14 protein-coding genes are annotated in these 19105 nt (G+C 32.0%); 2 read left to right on the top strand and 12 right to left on the bottom strand.

The window, feature by feature from the left end:
• Positions 1-45: 45 nt before the first annotated feature.
• From AAFU52_RS00265 to AAFU52_RS00235, 7 genes are all read right to left on the bottom strand, one after another.
• Positions 46-2256, bottom strand: coding sequence for a DUF349 domain-containing protein (locus tag AAFU52_RS00265; protein WP_438424582.1), 2211 nt, complete (start codon positions 2254-2256; stop codon positions 46-48).
• Positions 2257-2397: 141 nt separating this feature from the next.
• Complete coding sequence (locus AAFU52_RS00260) at positions 2398-3129, bottom strand: shikimate dehydrogenase family protein (protein WP_438424580.1); 732 nt, start codon at positions 3127-3129, stop codon at positions 2398-2400.
• Entirely contained in the window at positions 3126-4151 is a 1026-nt protein-coding gene (locus tag AAFU52_RS00255; RefSeq protein WP_438424578.1) for a DUF368 domain-containing protein, read from the bottom strand. The genes AAFU52_RS00260 and AAFU52_RS00255 overlap by 4 nt, the downstream gene beginning before the upstream one ends.
• A 3-nt stretch (positions 4152-4154) precedes the next feature.
• The gene (locus AAFU52_RS00250) at positions 4155-5120 is read right to left on the bottom strand and encodes a DUF368 domain-containing protein (RefSeq protein ID WP_438424576.1); all 966 of its coding nucleotides are present in this window, start codon (positions 5118-5120) and stop codon (positions 4155-4157) included.
• Positions 5121-5207: 87 nt separating this feature from the next.
• On the bottom strand, positions 5208-6599 hold the full coding sequence (locus AAFU52_RS00245; RefSeq protein WP_024771206.1) for a tetratricopeptide repeat protein: 1392 nt from the start codon (positions 6597-6599) through the stop codon (positions 5208-5210).
• Between the two features lie 331 nt (positions 6600-6930).
• Complete coding sequence (locus tag AAFU52_RS00240) at positions 6931-8121, bottom strand: aspartate aminotransferase family protein (protein ID WP_438424574.1); 1191 nt, start codon at positions 8119-8121, stop codon at positions 6931-6933.
• A 65-nt stretch (positions 8122-8186) separates the two neighbouring features.
• Positions 8187-9962, bottom strand: coding sequence for an OstA-like protein (locus tag AAFU52_RS00235; RefSeq protein ID WP_035092386.1), 1776 nt, complete (start codon positions 9960-9962; stop codon positions 8187-8189).
• A gap of 484 nt (positions 9963-10446) precedes the next feature.
• Between AAFU52_RS00235 and AAFU52_RS00230 the strand changes: the two genes are divergently transcribed.
• Positions 10447-11808 (top strand): hypothetical protein, encoded by a 1362-nt coding sequence (locus tag AAFU52_RS00230; protein ID WP_438424572.1) that lies wholly within the window; start codon positions 10447-10449, stop codon positions 11806-11808.
• 89 nt (positions 11809-11897) lie between these two features.
• Positions 11898-12602 (top strand): hypothetical protein, encoded by a 705-nt coding sequence (locus AAFU52_RS00225; protein WP_024771202.1) that lies wholly within the window; start codon positions 11898-11900, stop codon positions 12600-12602.
• Positions 12603-12671: 69 nt separating this feature from the next.
• Here the strand turns inward: AAFU52_RS00225 and AAFU52_RS00220 are convergent, their stop codons facing one another.
• The 5 genes from AAFU52_RS00220 to AAFU52_RS00200 form a co-directional block, all read right to left on the bottom strand.
• Complete coding sequence (locus tag AAFU52_RS00220; RefSeq protein WP_438424569.1) at positions 12672-13943, bottom strand: adenylosuccinate synthase; 1272 nt, start codon at positions 13941-13943, stop codon at positions 12672-12674.
• The gene (locus tag AAFU52_RS00215; RefSeq protein ID WP_438424567.1) at positions 13943-14410 is read right to left on the bottom strand and encodes a Fur family transcriptional regulator; all 468 of its coding nucleotides are present in this window, start codon (positions 14408-14410) and stop codon (positions 13943-13945) included. The genes AAFU52_RS00220 and AAFU52_RS00215 overlap by 1 nt, the downstream gene beginning before the upstream one ends.
• 176 nt (positions 14411-14586) lie before the next feature.
• Entirely contained in the window at positions 14587-16794 is a 2208-nt protein-coding gene (locus tag AAFU52_RS00210; protein WP_438424565.1) for a RelA/SpoT family protein, read from the bottom strand.
• Positions 16795-16963: 169 nt separating this feature from the next.
• Positions 16964-18196: a M48 family metallopeptidase gene (locus AAFU52_RS00205; protein ID WP_438424564.1), complete on the bottom strand. Its 1233-nt coding sequence runs from the start codon at positions 18194-18196 to the stop codon at positions 16964-16966.
• A 94-nt stretch (positions 18197-18290) separates the two neighbouring features.
• On the bottom strand, positions 18291-19100 hold the full coding sequence (locus tag AAFU52_RS00200) for a TrmH family RNA methyltransferase (protein ID WP_438424562.1): 810 nt from the start codon (positions 19098-19100) through the stop codon (positions 18291-18293).
• Positions 19101-19105: the final 5 nt, after the last annotated feature.

Raw genomic sequence — 19105 nt, 5'->3', positions numbered from 1 at the left:
AAATACTATATTTCTAAATTACAGAAAGCCATATTTTATGTATGATTAAAGTTGCCTAATCTTATTTAATTTAGCTTTCCAAACATCTAAGTTTTCTTTATACTTTTCGATATTCTTTCGTACATCTCTTACCATTGGGTTATCATCTTTGGCATGTTTAAAGAACTGAAGATTGTTTTCTAATTGGCGAATTTCACCATTAACTTCATCAATTTTTTTACGAATAAAGCTCTGTTCATTTCTAAGAGCTCGATCATCACTCTGACCGGATAAAGTATTTAGTTTGTTTTCATATTTAATAAGTTCTGTTTCTTTACGACCTAAATTAAGTTGCTGAAAGAAACCATCGAGAACTTTGTTATATTCGGTTTCTATATTTTTCTTTTTGTATGGCACTCTACCTAAAGTTTTCCAGGTAGCAATGTTTTCTTTTATAGTTTTAAGATCGGTCTCTGTATCCCCAGAAAACTCTAGTTTTTTAAGAACCTCTATATGTTCTTGTTTCTTTTCTAAAGAAACAAGCTCTTCTTTATTAGCTTCATTTCTCTCTGCATGAAGTCTATCAAAATAAGAATTACATGCATCTTTAAACCTTTTCCAGATTCTATCACTATCCTTTCGAGGTACATGGCCAATCTTTTTCCAATCTGATTGAATTTTTTTCATAAGTGGAGTAATGGTAGTAAAATCATCACTATCCTTATTGTCTTCTGCAAGCTGAATCAGTTCCATCTTTTTATTTAAATTATCAAACTGATCTTTTTTGAGTCCTTTATAAAATGCATTTTTATTACGATTAAAATCTCTTACAGCGGTTTTAAATTCACTCCAAGTCTGCTCATTTACATTAGAAGGTACTTTTCCTGCTTTAAAAAATTGATCTCTTAATGCTTCAATTTCTTTTATTTTTTGCTGCCAACCACCATGATTTTTAGGGTGATCCTGGCTAACTTCAATAATCTTTGCAATGATTTCTCTTTTGACTACTAGATTTTGTTCGTAGACTTTATCCTGATCTTTAAAGTATCTCTGGCGGTTTTCATGAATTTGTTTTGTTAGGGCGCTAAATTTTTCCCAGATAGGTTCTCTGTATTCTTTTCCAACCGGTCCCAGATCTTCTTTCCACATTTTATGAAGTAACTGTAATTCTCTAAAGGCTCTGTTAACATCGGTCTCCTGTGCTAATTCTGTAGCACGCTCAATAATCTTAAGTTTTTGTTCAAGGTTATGTTTGAAATCAAGATCTCTAAATTCTCTGTTTAAATGTAGAAAATCATAAAAATTCTCAGTATGATGATGGTAGGTATTCCATACCGTATTGTATTTATCTCTTGGTATAGGGCCGGCATTACGCCATCTTTCCTGGATACTTTTAAAATGATTGTATGTTGTATTTATATTTTCATCTACATTAAGTAATCCTTTTAACTCATCAATTAACTCTAATCTTCTTTTTAGATTTTCCTGAAGGTCTTTTTTAAGATTTTGGTAATATGAATTTCGTTTTTCTTTATAATCAAAATAAACAGAATTAAATTCTTTTTTTATTGGCGTAGAATAGTAGAAATCTATAATATCACCACCATCAGCCATGAATTCTTCCTTCTTTTGTTCTACTTCTTCATTAAATTTTTCATTAAACTCATTTTTGATTTCCTCAACATGTTCTCTTATTGCCTGAATTTTTTCATTTTTGACCAATTCTCGTAATTCTTTGATCAATTCTTCCTTATTCATGGCATGATAATCCTTCTTCTCGATATTATGACGCTCTATGGTAGTCTCATCTTCGCTATGCTCAGCGACAGCTTCGTCCATTTGATCTTGAATTTGATCCTCGCCCGCAGGAGTTTTAGGCTTTGCTTCTTCTTTTTGTAAAGTAATTGCCTCACTGCTCTCATCTACAGATTCCTTTGCATCATTTTCTGAAGTAGGTGCATCATCACTATTCTCTATAATAACTTCATCTGGAGTAGGCGCGTTTTCTTTTACCTCGGTATCAGAATTTAATGCTTCTTCTGTAGTTGTAACACTATTTTCAGATTCAGAATCTTCTTCTATAGCATCTGTAATCTGTGGATTAACTAATGTTTTAGAGTCTTCGTTTTCAGAATGTTCTGTATTTTCAGTGGTTTCTTCATCAGAACCATCTGATTTAACAGTTTCTGGACTTTCAGTTTCTAAGTTTATATCTAAAATCTTAGTCTTATTTTCTTCATTTCCATCTGCCTTAGGCAGGTTATCACGTGTGGACATTGTGTGAGCGTTTTTGTTTGTCTGAGTTTAATAGCCTGACTAAGATACTAACATATTAGAAAAACTCAAAGTTATTGAAAGGTTTTAAGATTAGTTAAAAAGGATTTTAGTAAGAATTTTATGACAAAATGAACTAAAAAATCACATATTCCAGATTTCCCAGGCCTTTTCTGCTTGTAGTATTAGCATTTGTAATCCATTAGAAACTGTAGCTCCTTTTTCTTTTCCTTTACTCATAAAGGTAGTTTCATCTGGATTGTAAATCAAATCGTATAGAACATGGTTTTTGGTAATATATTCGTAAGGGATATCTGGATAATTATGAATGTTTGGATGTGTTCCCAGAGGCGTACAGTTGATTATTAATTTGTATGCATGTATAATATCCTCATCGAGATCACTATAACTTAGTTCATTAAAATCAGGATTACGAGATACAAATGTATAGTCGATATTTAAATGACTTAATGCATAAGCAATAGCTTTTGAAGCACCTCCTGTACCAAGAATTAATGCTTTTTTTATTGTTTTGTTGAGTAAAGGCTTTAGAGATTCTGTAAAGCCGTAATAATCACTATTATATCCTTTTAGTTTTTGATCCTTATCAAATTTTATAACATTTATGGCTCCAATTTCCTTGGCTATTGGGTCCAGATCATCCATATAATGAATTACTTCTTCTTTATAGGGTATTGTTACATTTAAACCTTGTACATGAGGATCTTTGGTAACTTCTATAAAATCTTTGATTTGGGTAAGATCGAAGTTGTTATATTCACAATCTAGATTTTCTTTTTCAAATTTTTCTGAAAAATAACCCTTAGAAAAAGAATAACTAATGTTTCTGCCTAATAAGCCGTATACTTTTTTCATTTTGAAGATTTTAGCGTTTTTTGGCCATACCATTCTAACCATAAAATGATACCAATACCTACGAGAATATAAAAAATCCCAATATAGGTTTCGATAGTTGTAAAATCAGGAAAATATCGATCATAATTATCCAGTATTGGATTACCTAGTGCATCAATTTGTGTGTTTCCTGTAGTATCAACTTTGTAAATTTTATTTTTCCAGGGCCAAACAACACCCAGAGAACCGGTTATAAATCCAATAATGGCTGCAAAAGTTGCGTTTTTATAGTGTTTTAAAACATATCCTAAAAAATGAGATAAGGTAACTAAACCGGTTAATGAGCCAAGACTAAACACAACAAGGACCTTCAATAATCGAGTTCTGTGAGAATCTTCTACAAATGAAAAATCCCAGCGTATTAGATCGGCTATTGTATCATATAGTGCATTTACAGAATCAACCAGTAAAAGAACATAATTACCTAGTAAAATGAGAATAAAAGAGCCTGATAATCCAGGTAATGTCATACCTGATACACCAATTATGCCGCAGATAAATACAAACCAAAGATTGTCATTTTCTTTTGCAGGAGCCAATAAACTTATACTAACCCCAACTATGATACCTATAATGATCAAACAGATATTTCTTCTGTTCCAATCGTTAAAATCTTTTACTATATAATAAATAGAGCCTATAATCATCCCAAAAAATGCTGCCCATACATATAATTCAAAATGAATAATGAGATAATCCAGAATTTTAGAAACACTAAAATAGCTAATTAACATTCCTAAAATTAAGAGGCCAAGAAATCGTCCGTTTATGTATCTCCAAAAACTTTTAAATCGAAAATTGATAAAAAGCTTAAATGCTTTAAAATTTATTTTTTGAAGAGAATAGATAAATTCTTCATAAAACCCGGCAACAAATGCAACCACACCTCCAGAAACACCAGGGACTTTATTTGCAGCACCCATTGCAAGACCTTTAATAACAAGGAAAAGTCTATCAGTAAAGGTTCGGGTACTTTGTTGCATTGGTTAGTTTGGTTTTTTTACAGAAAGGCGTTCTAAGATAAGGATTAATAGAAAACCTATAGCTATAAAAAGTAAAACCCAAATCATTTTAACATCACCTTCAAATTGACTTGGTAGAATGCTTTTTTCTATGAAAGGGACTTCGATTCCTTCAGAGTTTGTTCTCCAGGATTCTACTTTTTTCCAAGGCCATAATTTATTTAGCGAACCTATCATGAATCCCGTAAGTATAGCTAAAGTCATATTTTTGTGATACTTAAACATCCAGTTAAGTGCTTTAGAAAATAATTTCAAACCTATAACGGCACCGATCCCCATGATTATTATTTTATAAATAGCTTGCCACATCATATCAAAATCCATTTGTACAACTCCATCACGTAATTGGTTTAGGATATCAATGGCTGTTTGGTATACTCCTAAGATAAGTAGAATGAAAGCTCCGGATACCCCTGGTAGTATCATGGCAATGATTGCTATAAATCCACAAAACATAAGATACCAATTGCTGTCTGGTGAAGCCAAAGGTTCTGCTATAGTTATAAAATAAGAAAGTACAGCCGCCAGAACAATACCAATAATTACTTTTGGTTTCCAGGCAGTAATTTGTTTTCCAATATAAACGATACTGGCAAGAACTAATCCGAAGAAAAATCCCCAAAGTAATAAAGGTTCATTATGAAGCAACCACTTTATAAGTTTTGCAAGAGAAAGAATACTGGTTGCTATACCTAAAAAAAGTGCTGTTAAAAAAGAAAGGTTGTATTTTTTCCAGGAAGTTTTAAATCCTTCTTTTTTCCAAACCGAGAAAAAACCAAGGTCTAAACCATTAATAGTTTCAATTAATTCTTCATATATGCCAGATATAAATGCAATAGTTCCTCCAGAAACTCCAGGAACTACATCTGCTGCTCCCATTGCTAATCCTTTTGCAGAGATGATAAGGTAATCCTTAAGATTTCTTTGCATTCTTATTGTTTTTGGTGTTTTTAGTTAAAACAAATGTATGGATTTTTGCAATGCAATCTATTAGAAAAAAAACAGTCTTTTTTAGAATTATTTATATTCAGAAATAATGTTTCTAACAAGAGTGAGGTTGAAAATCTTTTCAAAAAGCTCTTCTAAAACAATAAGGTATTCATAGTCAAGATCCAGTGCTTTTCTTATATGATATTCACCTTTTTGATAATCTTGTAGTTCATAGTATAAACCAGCAAGTCTATATTGAATTTCTGCATTATCTGGATAAAACTCGATAGCCTGATGTAAATTTTGTACTGCAGCATCTGATTCTCCAATAAACCTAAGGATATCAGAACGATTTAACCAGGTTTCTAGTTCATAGTTTCCTAGCTCAATAGCTTTTCTATATCCTCGTTCTGCTTCTTCAAAAAATGCAAGTCTATTGTTTATTTTTGCATAGCGTTTCCAGTATAAAACATTCTCACTGTCAATATTTATAGCCTTGTTAGTATAGTATAGTGCTTTTTGATAATCGCGTTTACGCATATAGAAATCGGTAATGGCTATCCATCCCTTGTCTAGTAATGGATCTTCATGTACGGTCTTAGAATAATGTTGAATTGCCAGATCATCTACACCTAATTTTTCATAACATTTTCCTATTCTTAACAGAGCAAAAGAAGTAGGGTCATCCAGTTCTAATGTTATTCTGTAGTTTTCTATAGCTTCATTATGTCTTTTGAGCTTTTCTAATACTTTTCCTTTTTCTAAATAAGCACCAATAAAATATTCATCACTTATAATTGCAAAATCATAAGCCGCAAGTGCTTTTTCATATTCTTCTAAATCAAAATATTGTTTACCAACCTGATGCCAAGCTACTTCACAGTAGGGATTTTTATTTAGAAACATGTTTAAATATTCGATGGCTTCTTCGTGTTGTTCAAGAAAATCAAAACAATATATAACATTGTACAAAGCAGAATAATCCTGATCATCTGCTTCGAGGCATTTCATAAAATTGACTTTTGCATTTTCAAAATCATCCATAAAAAGATACTCCATTCCTATAAGGGAGTACACATCTGCTGCGTCATTTGTATAACTAAGAGCCATCATTAATAACTCTATAGCTTTTATATGATCATTTTGTTTAGAAAGAATATTAGCTTTTTGAATGTAGATTTCCTCATTTTCTGGTTCTATAGCATGTAGCTGAGCCAAAAGATTATCTGCTTTATCTAAGCGATTTTCAAAGACGAGAACTTCGACTTGCAATAATTTAAGATTAACAGAAGACGGATGTTGAGAAAGGCCTAAAGAAATTGCCTTTTTTGCTTTAGCAATTTTTCCGTTTTCCAGATAGTGATGAATAATAGATTCAAATTCATCTGAATCAAAAAATTTTACATCATTAGATCTCAGCATAGACTCGTATCGAGTAATCGAGAAATTATTTTCTTCTTCTTCGTGGTTAAATCTCATACACGTTGATTAAAGATGCTCAATAAATCATAAAATTGATGTAAATACCATTTTTGTCTTCCCCAACAAACAAAAGTATTTAATAAATCCATTACTTAATCTATTTTCGCATTATTGATTTCCTCAGTATTAAAATTACAAATGAAATCGAATGATTATACTTCAAAAACCAATTGTTTTTAACAAACTAATTAACAAAATACGTACCATTATATGATAATGATATAGAGTTTTTCTTTTATAGAAGCCGAAATGTATTAAGGGATTTGTGAAAATAATGGATGGTCTACTAAATATACGATTTTTTTAATAAGAATTCAATAATTGCCGTTTAAATTTTGATGTCTTGTATTTGGTCTAAAACAGTAAGAATGATTTGACACCCTTCTCTGATTTCACTTTCAGATATAGTGAGTGGCGGTGTAATACGTATTGCAAGGGGTTCAAAAAGTAACCAAAATAATATTAATCCATGGTCTTGGCATTTTAATATAACTTGATTCGTTATTTCTGCAGAAGGAGTTATAAAAGCTAGCATAAGGCCTAAACCTCTAACTTCTTTGATTAATGGATGAATTAATAATGATCTGAATAGTTTTTCTTTTTCCAGAGTAGCTGCCATTACGTCACTCTCGGTAATTTCCTGTAATGTTGCCAAAGCGGCAGCTGCAATGACAGGATTTCCTCCAAACGTTGTAATATGACCTAATTTTGGGTTATCCTGTAATTGATCCATCATTGTTGTTGAAGCTGTAAAGGCTCCAATCGGAAGTCCACCACCCATTCCTTTACCCATTACAACAATATCCGGAATGATATCATAATTTTGAAAACCAAATAATTTACCAGTTCTACCAAATCCAGGTTGGATCTCGTCTAAAATTAACAGTGCTCCAACTTCTTCACACTGCTTTTTCACCTTTTTTAAATATTCGTATTTAGGCTCAATAAATCCTGCTCCTCCTTGTATGGTTTCTAAGATGACTGCTCCGGTTTTGCGCGTAATCTGTTTTATATCTTTTTCATCATTAAACGTAATAAAAGCAGTATCAGGAATTAATGGTCTAAATGCTTGTTTACGTTCTTCATATCCCATTACACTCATAGACCCCATAGTGTTACCATGATACGCTAGTTTTGCTGCAATAATTTGGCTTCGACCTGTAACTCTTCGGGCTAATTTTAAAGACCCTTCAATAGCTTCGGTTCCTGAGTTGGTTAAGTAAGTTTTTTCTAATGGATGGGGTAGGTGAGAAGCTAATAGTTTAGTGAGTTCTACAGCGGATTGTTGTATGTATTCCCCATACACCATGACATGTAGATATTTATCTAACTGATCCTTTACTGCACGTATAATTCTGGGATGTTTGTGCCCTAAGCTACATGCTGAAACTCCAGCAACAAAATCCAAATACTTCTTGTTATTAGTGTCATAAATATAACTGCCGATAGCATGTGAAACTTCTATAGCTAAAGGATGCGGAGTAGTTTGGGCTTGATATTTGAAAAAATCCTGTTTCAAGATTGTTTTTTTACTAGATTATCTAGTTTTAATACATTATCCGATATTTTTTGCACAAAAAGAGATTAATGTTCGATGTTGGTACTATCTTTTTGATTTTTTTTCTTTTCGGTATTAAGTTCTTCTTTTACTTTCTTTTTTAAAGGAATAGAATCTAGTTGTTCGTTAGTTTCTTTAAGTTCAGCATCTTTGAGTTCTTGCTCTAGTAGTCGAGAACCTTCAGATTTATTATCCTCCAAACGTTTCACTGTTTCTTCATCAAAGAAATCTGCTTCGTCTTTTGGTAATGGGATTCCTGTTATTTTAATAAGTTCTGGAGGAGATTCTCCTCTAAATAAATCAGCCTTACTATTAATGCGTTCATCACCACGCCAATTAAAACCAGAGAGTTCACGAGCGTTTTCTGGTAGATCAATTTCACGATATAATGTACCATCGATATTCTGATAATAATAGACATCTTCTATTTCACGATTATTTAGTAATAATTTAATAGAACTAGAGAGTACTTTATTAATACCTATAAGTTTTAATTCACCTTCACTTTCTCTTTGATAAAATATAGTTTCTGTGTTTTTATCGATATCTACCTGATAGAGCTCATTATCTTTAAATAAGCCATAAAGTATTTGACCTTTTACCTGGTTGTATCCAGCTTTAAGGGTGTCTTCTTGAACCAAAAAAGCATTTTGATATACGATAAGTGAATCTAATTTTTCTGTCTTTGTATTTGAGATAATTTTTATGGTATCACCAGTCATTTGATTTCTTTGTGACCAAATAATAGGCCGGCCAATCATTTTCGTATAGCCTGTGGTTTGATCTACATTAATAGAATCACTTTTACCACTCATATTACTCTTATAGATTCTTACATCATAAAAACCAGTCATTATTCTTCGTTCGGGTTTACCAGTAACCATAAGTGTATCACTGTGAATGAAAATAGAATCTTTTTCTTGCAAAGTGGCTGCAAGTGCTCTCTTTGTAATAAAGACAGAATCTTTTTCTTTAAAAACCTCTGCATAATGGCCAGTAATTACAGAATTATTAGCTGTATCTAATACTCTAATATTATTAGTGGCCGATGCAAATTGATCAGCACTATTGTAAAAAATACTATCTCCAAAAACAGTACGTTTATCATAATCGATTTTGGCATTTTTGATGGCATATCCAGTCTTAGCTTTAGTGTCATAGAACCCTCGTTCACAATATAAAGTACTTTCTTTACCTTTAACTGTCGAAGGACCATACAGATATGCATGACCATTTTCTGTATAGTAATCTAATCGATCCGAATCTACTGTATTTTCTGGATTTACAATTTTTACTGTGGTATTAAATGAATATTGTTTTCGGTCCATAAAATACCTTCCAATTTGACTCGTCAATGTATTTGAAGAATCCCGAACCGTCCCACCACTACGGTAATAGGCTTGTTGTCTAAGTCGATCAAAGAATAAAGTATCAGTGCGCAATGTATTAGAGGGAGTTTCCATAAATACATTATCACTAGCGTATGCGAATTGAGTATTACCATTGTACTCGGCATATTTACTAGTCATAATAATGGTGTCTCCTTGTTTCATTTTTACATTTCCCAAAGCCTTGACAAACTTATCTTGACCATAATGAATAGCCTGATCACACCATATCTCAATCCCTTCATGTTGCATATATACCTGTTTGTCTACTTTAGCCAGGATAGTTGCCCCAGGAAACCGATTTTGATCTTTTATGGTACGATCAGATTGAACTTTGATTTGTTTTCCTTCCTGAGCAAATGATGCTACCGAAAATATAAAAGCAAGTATTATATAGAAGAATTTGTTTTTCAAGTGTTTCAAATTTGTATGCAAAATAACGAAAATTGTATCTAATGATTGTGGCTATGACGGTAAAATAAAAAGTAAGTCATTTTCAATTAATAACTTTATGTCTCATCTCATGTTACATTTTAACATGTTTTACCTCTATAATAACTTAAAAGCAAGTGATTTCTGTAATTGATGGATTGTTGTACATCAATAAAAAAAAGGATAATGTGTAAGTTTTGTACGATCAAAGGACTAATACCGATAAAAAGAAGCAAACAAAAGAAATTTTCGAATTTTTTAACACTAGATCTACTTAAGCATCAGTAAATTGCGATAGGAAACAACAAGGGAACGATCAATGCTATGGGGATAGCATCATCTTAACTTTTTATTTTTTATCAAACGCAAATTTGTTTATTCTGATTCATTTTAAGAATAGATATAGAGCTATTTTTTTAGAAAAAGAAAAGTTTAGGTCGTTATACTATTAACAAAAGGATAATAGATGGTTTTGAAAAAAAACTTAGGGGCTCTATTTTTTTTGTTTTTTTGGGGTGCTGTGTTTTCTCAGGAAAAACAGCTGGAAAAAGCAAATGAAGCTTTTAAAAAGTATGCCTATATCGAGGCAAGGGAAATGTACTTAAAAGCTATAGAAAAAGGAGGTAAATCAGTAGAGTTATATGAAAGATTAGGGGATTCATATTACTTTAATGGTGAGTTAGAAAAAGCAGCGCAATGGTATCGAGTATTGTCTTCTTTGTATCCAGAAAAGATAAAATCAGAATATCGAAACAGATATGCACAATGTATTAAGAGTACCGAAGGGTATAAAAATGAAGATGATATAGCTCATTGGTTATATGCAAATAATGATGTAAGAGAACAAAAAGCATGTGACTCATTAGGTGATGTTTCATCAAAGAGAGATAGGTCAGAGGAGTTTATAGTTGATGTCCTAAATATCAATTCGAAATATTCGGATTATGCTCCTAGTTTTTATAATGACGAATTGGTATTTGCATCTTCACGAGACACCAATAATTTTTCTACAGTATTACATGAATGGAATAATCAACCTTTTTTAGATTTATATACAACTACACACGTTTCTGAAGAAAAAAGTGTTGAAAAATTAAAAGGAAATATTAATTCGAAGTTTCATGAGTCTTCAGCAACTTTTAGCAAGGATAGAAAAACTGTATATTTTACTAGAAATAATTATTCTAAAAGAAAATCTAAAACGAATACAGAAGGTGTTGTTTTGTTAAAAATATATAGAGCACATTATGATAAAGGAAAATGGGGAGATATAGAAGAATTACCGTTTAATAGTAATGAATATTCGATAGCACACCCTGCGTTATCTTATGACGAGAAATTTTTGTATTTCGCAAGTGATATGCCAGGAACTCTAGGGAAATCAGATTTGTATGTAGTCGAAATAAATGAAGATAAGAGTTTTGGAACTCCTAAAAATTTGGGAGGTTTAATTAATACTTCAGGGCGTGAAACTTTCCCTTATATTAGTGATAAAGGAAAATTGTTTTTTGCAAGTGACGGGCATAAGGGATTAGGTGGTTTAGATATTTTTATGGCTATTCCAAATGAAGAGGGAGTGGTAGAAGTTTATAATTTAGGAAACCCTATTAATAGCCCCAAAGATGATTTTACCTTTATTATTAATGAAGAAAATAAAACAGGATATTTTGCAAGTAATCGTAAAGGAGGTAAGGGTGATGACGACATCTATGGTTTCAAGCAGATAAGTTCATTTCCTGAACGCTATTATCGTAAGCAGAAGATTATTCGAAAATTAGAAAGAGTAATAGAGTTAAAATCTAATAAAGAAGGGACTACTTCATTATAATATTTATAGATTGATAAAGAATATCTTTTAGATTTATTTTCTAATAAGTGTTTTTGGTTTTATATATTTATGGCGAAAGAAGTAACTATATGAGAGCAAAACTATTTTTAATTTTCATTTTTATATCCCATTTTTTTTATTCTCAGGTAGATAGGAATTCTATATTAGGGCTGCCTAATGTTACTACTGCCGAAATGAATGGTATTGCAACCCCTAATGAAGGGTCCATAGTGTATAATACTACAGATGATAAGATATATTACTGGGATGGAACAAAATGGGTTGCTGCAAATGAATCAGCATCAGATGGAGATGTGAAATTTAGTGTTGTTACTGCAGATCATGGTGGATGGTATATTTTAGATGGTCGTAGTACTGCAACACTTTCGGCTACTGCTCAAGCAGTTGCAACTAGTTTAGGATTTGCTACAAACTTACCCAATGCAACAGATAGAGTCTTAAAACATCCCGCAGGAGGAGAAAATATTGGAGATACAGGAGGCCAGGCAAATACAACCTTAGTTCAGGCAAATTTACCTAATGTGGATTTTACAGGTACAACTACAACCAGAGGGAATCATAGACATGGTTTTGCTGGTTTTTTTTCTAATCAACGTGTGCAAAATGGGGTAGATGCTAATAGAAGAATTTTATTAGCCGGAGGAAATACAAATACAGGTAATGCAGGTAATCATAACCATAATGTAACACTAAATAGTGGAGGAACAAATCAATCTTTTGATCGCTATCAACCTTATCTGGTAATTAATACTTTTATTTATTTGGGAAATTAATAGAGTATATATAAAAAAATAAGAGTGCTTGTTTTTACAAGCACTCTTATTTTTTTATAACACTATTTTTTACCTGTGTATGGTTTGCGTTCTATCTGGTCCTACAGAAACAATCGTAATTGGTGTTTCTAATTCTTTTTCTAAAAACGAAATATATTCATTTAACTCTTTAGGTAATTGAGAAGGATCTGTCATTCCAGTAAGGTCTTCAGACCAGCCTTTCATTTCGGTATAGACCGGAGTTACATTTTCAGGTTCTATATTGTAAGGTAAATGAGTAATTGTTTTACCTTGGTATTTATAAGCGGTACATATTTTTAAGGTTTTAAACCCACTTAGTACATCGCCTTTCATCATCATTAATTTTGTTACTCCGTTTACATGTACGGCATATTTCAGAGCTACAAGATCTAGCCATCCACATCTTCTTGGTCTACCTGTGGTAGCCCCAAATTCATGACCAACTTGCGCCATTGTTTCTCCATCTTGATCAAATAATTCGGTAGGGAACGGTCCACTACCAACTCGAGTAGTGTATGCTTTGAATATACCAAAAACATCTTTGATCTTATTTGGTGCAATACCTAGGCCTGTACATGCTCCTGCTGCGGTAGTATTTGATGAAGTTACAAAAGGATACGTGCCAAAATCTATATCTAATAAAGATCCTTGTGCCCCTTCAGCTAAAATTGTTTTTCCTTCTTTTTGTGCCTGATGAAGATATTCTTCACTATCAATAAAAGTAAGTGTTTTTAAAACTTTAACCGCTTCAAAGAATTCATTCTCTAATTCTACAAGATCGTATTCTATTTTGGAATCATAAAAATCAATCATTGCTTCGTGCTTATTAGCTAAAGCACGGTAACGTTCTTTCCAGTCATTTAATTCTAAATCTCCAACTCTAATACCATTTCTACCAGTTTTGTCCATATATGTAGGACCAATCCCTTTTAAAGTAGAGCCTATTTTTGCTTTTCCTTTAGAAGCTTCAGAAGCAGCATCCAGAATCCTATGTGTAGGAAGAATTAGGTGGGCTTTTCTAGAAATTAATAATTTGGATTTATAATCTAAATTAAATTTATTAAGATTATCTAATTCTTTTTTAAAAATCACAGGGTCTATTACGACACCATTTCCAACCAAATTAATGGCCTTGTCATGAAAAATTCCACTAGGAATAGTATGCAACACATGTTTGATTCCATCAAATTCTAAAGTGTGACCGGCATTGGGTCCACCTTGAAATCGTGCAATAATATTATAATCTTTTGTAAGAACGTCTACAATTTTTCCTTTCCCTTCGTCTCCCCATTGAAGACCAAGTAATAAGTTTACCGCCATTAGTTATCTTTATTAGTTGGGTTTTTTTTAGTTCCGTAGAAATACAAAGAATGATTTGTAATATCTACATCAAAAATTTCTTCTATTGTTTTTTTTATAGATTGAATTCTAGGATCACAAAATTCTAATACATCCCCTGTATCAGTTAAAATTAGATGATCATGTTGCCTGTCGAAATATGATTTTTCGTATTGAGCTTGATTTTGTCCGAACTGATGTTTTCTAACTAGTTTACAGTCTAATAAAAGTTCTATAGTATTATAAAGTGTGGCACGGCTTACCCTATAGTTTTTATTTTTCATTTTGATGTATAATGATTCTATATCAAAATGCTCATCACTTTCGTAAATCTCTTGAAGTATAGCGTATCTTTCGGGTGTTTTTCTATGACCATTTTCTTCTAAGAAACTGGTGAAAACATTTTTAACGATTATCTGGTCGTTTTGTGTAGTTGCTTTAGTACTCATACGTTTAAAAACGCAAAGTTACATTATTTTTTATTAGTGAGACTCTGATTTAAAAACGATTATTTAAGGATTTTTAAAATTAGCTGATTTGAACTGACCTTATCATAAAAAAGAATCTTTATAGAATAGTATAATTCTTAATTCATTATTCTTTTTAGAATAAAAATACCAGGTTTTTATTCTCTTACCACTTTATCAATACCACTTATTTTTGAAAGATTTTTCATAACTGTTTTCAAGGTATTTTTATTTTTAACACCAACTGTTATTTTACCGGTAAAAACTCCATCATTAGTATCAAAATTCATATTGTATATGGCAAGACTCATATTGTTTGAAATAATTTGAGTTACCTCATTTACTACTCCAATATTGTCAATGCCGTTAAGCCTTATTACAGCCTTGAATTCTTCTTGACTAGAGTCAATCCACTTCGCAGGAATAATACGATAAGCATAGTTGCTTTGTAACTGTAACGAATTCGGACAATTATTTTTATGAACTTTTATGCCTTCATTAACTGTTATAAAACCAAAAACATCATCTCCAGGAATTGGATTACAACAATTTGATAATTTGTATTCTAGTTTTTCTGAATCTTTTCCAAAAACAAGAAGATCGTATTTAGATGTAATTTCATCTTTATTGACGTCTTTAATATTACCTCTTCGAATTCTATTTTTGATAAAATTCATGAAGACATTACTTCGAGTAGTAGCGAACTCTTTGATTTTTTGATTGTCAATAGTTCCTATGCCTACTCTATAGAATAGATCCAAACTTGTTTTAAGTTTAAAATAAAGTACAAGTTCGTTAACCACTTTTTCGCTCATTGTTATTTTCTGAGAGCGAAGTTTACGTTTTAAAACGACTTTGCCATCTTCGGCAATTTGTTTTTTCTCGTCTCGTAAAGCAGATTTAATTTTGGCCCTTGCTCTTGCTGTAGTGGCATAATCCAGCCAACTAGAAGAAGGTTTTGATTTGGTCGAAGTAATTATTTCTACCTGATCACCACTTTTAAGCTCGTGGCTTAGCGGTACTAATTTACCATTTACTCGTGCTCCTCTAGTTCTTAATCCAACCTCGGTATGTACACTAAAACCAAAATCGAGTGCAGTTGCTCCTTTTGGTAATGATTTTAAATCTCCTTCTGGAGTAAAGACAAATATTTCTTTTGCATAAAGGTTTAGTTTAAATTCTTCTACAAAATCTACAGCATTTGTTTCAGAATTTTCTAATGCTTCCTGTAACCGATTAAGCCACCCATCTAATCCTTGATCCTGCTTTTCTTCGGTATTCTTATACTTATAATGTGCAGCGTATCCTTTTTCAGCAATTTCATGCATACGCTCACTACGAATTTGTACTTCAACCCATTTGCTGTCTGGGCCAATAACTGTTATATGTAAAGCTTCATAACCAGTGGACTTGGGTTGAGAAATCCAATCTCTTAATCGAATAGGGTTTGGCCTGTAATAATCGGTTACCACAGTATATATTTTCCAGGCAATAAACTTTTCATTCTCTACATTATCAGACTTGTATATTATTCGTATTGCGAATTTGTCATATACTTCGTCAAATGCGATGTTTTGCTTTACCATTTTTCTACGAATCGAAAAAATGGATTTTGGTCTTCCTTTTATTTCATAATTTAACCCTTCTTTATCAAGGCCTTCTCTAATTTGATCAGAGAATTTTTTGATATACTCATCTTGTTCCTCCTTACTCTCTTTAATTTTTTCCAGAATATCTTTATATACTTCGGGTTCGGTATATTTTAATCCCAGATCTTCTAATTCTGTTTTGATATTGTATAAGCCGATTCGATGAGCAAGAGGAGCGTATATATATAAAGTCTCAGATGCAATCTTTACCTGCTTATCTGGCCTCATAGCATCCATCGTTTGCATATTGTGTAAACGGTCGGCAATTTTAATAATAATAACCCTTACATCATCATTAAGTGTAAGAAGCATTTTTCTGAAATTCTCTGCTTGTAAAGAAATATCTCTATCCTTTTTAAGAGATGAGATTTTGGTAAGACCATCTACAATACGAGCTACTGTTTCGCCAAACATTTGCTCAATATCGACCAAGGTATATTCTGTATCTTCTACAACATCATGAAGTAATGCAGCTGCAATTGATGTAGCATCCAATCCAATTTCACTAGCTACAATTTTTGCTACGGCTATAGGGTGAAAAATATAAGCCTCACCACTTTTACGACGCTGATCTTTATGTGCATCAACAGCAATATCAAACGCCTGTCGTATAAGTGTCTTATCCTCTTTAGTAAGGTCTCTATAACTAATACGAAGCAATTCTTTGTATTGCTTAGCAATCTGTTTATTTTCTTTATCTATAGCAGCTTCAGTCATAACATAAAGTTTTTTAAGAAAGCCCTATTAAGTATCGTGTGTGATATCCCCGAGTAATATTAACCGACAAAATTGTGCCTTGAGATTAATGAGTAAACTATATTTTTTTTGTCATTAATAATTAAAAATACAATTAAGAAATGTAACCACCAAGTCTTGAGTAAGGGATTTATTTCCTAAGATTTTTAATTCTTTGTAAAAGAGTAGGATGTGAGTAATGAATAAATACCATAGCAGGGTGAGGGGTTAAGTTGCTAAGGTTATTTTTTGAAAGTTTTTTCAAACTATTAATTAAGGCTTCGTTATTATAAGTTTCCTTCGCATAGTTATCTGCCTGGTACTCGAAAGCTCTAGAAACTATATTCATTATTAACCCCGTTATTTCAGAAATCGGACTATACAAAATCCCAAAAGCTATAAGCCCAATATGAAACGAAGGAGTTTCTACTCCAAGTGCTTCAGATAGGAGTGGATTTGCAATAAAAAGAGATAAAAACCATAATGTTAAACCTGTAAGTGCAATGGATAAAAACAAATTAACGATCACATGTCTTTTTTTATAATGCCCAACTTCATGTGCTAGTACTGCTACAATCTCTTCATTATCAAGGTCATTGACTAATGTGTCATAAAGAGTGATTCTTTTTTCACTTCCAAAACCAGAGAAGTAAGCATTTGCTTTAGTACTTCTTTTAGAACCATCAATAACAAAAATGTCTTTTAATTGAAAACCAACTTTCTTAGAATAAGCTTCAATCGTATTTCTTAGTTCTCCAGGTTCTAAAGGGGTTTGTTTATTAAAAATTGGAACAATAAGTTTTGCGTAAAACATATTCATTGCCAATGTAAATATAGATACTAATGTCCAGGCATAAATCCAAAAAGAGTTTCCTGTAATTTGATAAAACCATATAATTAATGCCAAAAGTCCTCCTCCTACAATCATCATCATGATAATGCTTTTTATTTTATCAATAAAAAAGGTTTTTGTAGTGGTTTTGTTGAAACCGAATTTTTCTTCAATAACAAAAATTTTATAGTAAGTAGCAGGAGTAGAGAGAATATCACTACCAATCATTATAATTCCAAAAAAAAGAAGACCAACTATAATTGAATTATCTGAAATACTCCTTGATATCGTATCTACTAAGGCAAATCCATCTAAAAAGAAAAATGCAAGCATTATACACAATGAAATAGTAGAGGAAACTAATTTAAATTTGAAATTAGCTTCTTTGTATGCTATGGATTTCTGATATTCTTCTTCGGGGTAAACGTCTGTAAGTTCTTCGGGAATTTGATTGTTATAGTGTCTAGAATTAAGAATGTCTAATAAAGAATCTATTAGAAATACAATAATAATAATAGCTATTAATAAATAAAAAAGGGAATTGGGGGTCATTGGTTTAGAGCAATTAGTAGTTTAAAGATTTGGGATATGTAGGAAGTGGTAAGTTAATAATTTTTAATTGATTTTCAGTACTATTTTTAATCTTTTAGACTGTGAACCCTCGTTGACGCTTTGCTTCAAAAATAAGAATTCCGGCAGCGACCGAAACATTCATAGAGTCTATTACGCCACTCATTGGTATTTTAATATTTTGAGTTGCGCTTTCTAAAAAAATGTCACTCAATCCTGTAGCTTCGGTACCAACCACTATAGCAGAGGGATTAGTGTAATCCTGGGTGTGATAATCTATTGATTTTTGTAATGCCGCTCCATAAATGTTTATGTTGTGCTTTTTTAAGAAGTCTATAATATCACCAGAAGATCCGGTTGCTATTTTGTTGGTGAATATACATCCAACGCTAGATCGTATAATATTGGGATTGTATATATCTGTTTTTGGGTTTGCAATGAAAACAGCATCTAATTGAGCAGCATCTGCAGTACGCAATAATGCACCGATATTACCAGGTTTCTCAGGAGACTCGGCTACAAGGATCAAAGAGTTTTTTGATGATAGTGCGAAATTATTAATGTCAATATCTTTTGAAATAGCCATAGCTAAGACTCCTTCTGTTGTGGTTCTATAGGCTAATTTTTGATATATTTCTGAAGTAATCTCAAACAGTTCAATTTGATGTTGAGAAGCAGTAATTAGTGTCGAAATTTCTGAAAGAGGAATAATGGAAGAACAATAATAAAGTTGAGTGATCGTATATCCTCCCTGGATGGCTAATGTAATTTCGCGTTTACCTTCAATAATAAAACGTTTCTCTCTTTTGCGAACTCTCGATTTTTCTTTAAGTTGGTTAAGAAATTTTATTTTATCATTCTGAAAGCTTTTTATCTGGTTTTGCATAAACG

Origin of the sequence: Aquimarina macrocephali (assembly GCF_051627225.1) — a bacterium.
Taxonomy (GTDB): Bacteria; Bacteroidota; Bacteroidia; order Flavobacteriales; family Flavobacteriaceae; genus Aquimarina; species Aquimarina macrocephali.
Note: the sequence above shows the minus strand (reverse complement) of the source record. Positions and strands in the feature narration are given on the sequence as shown.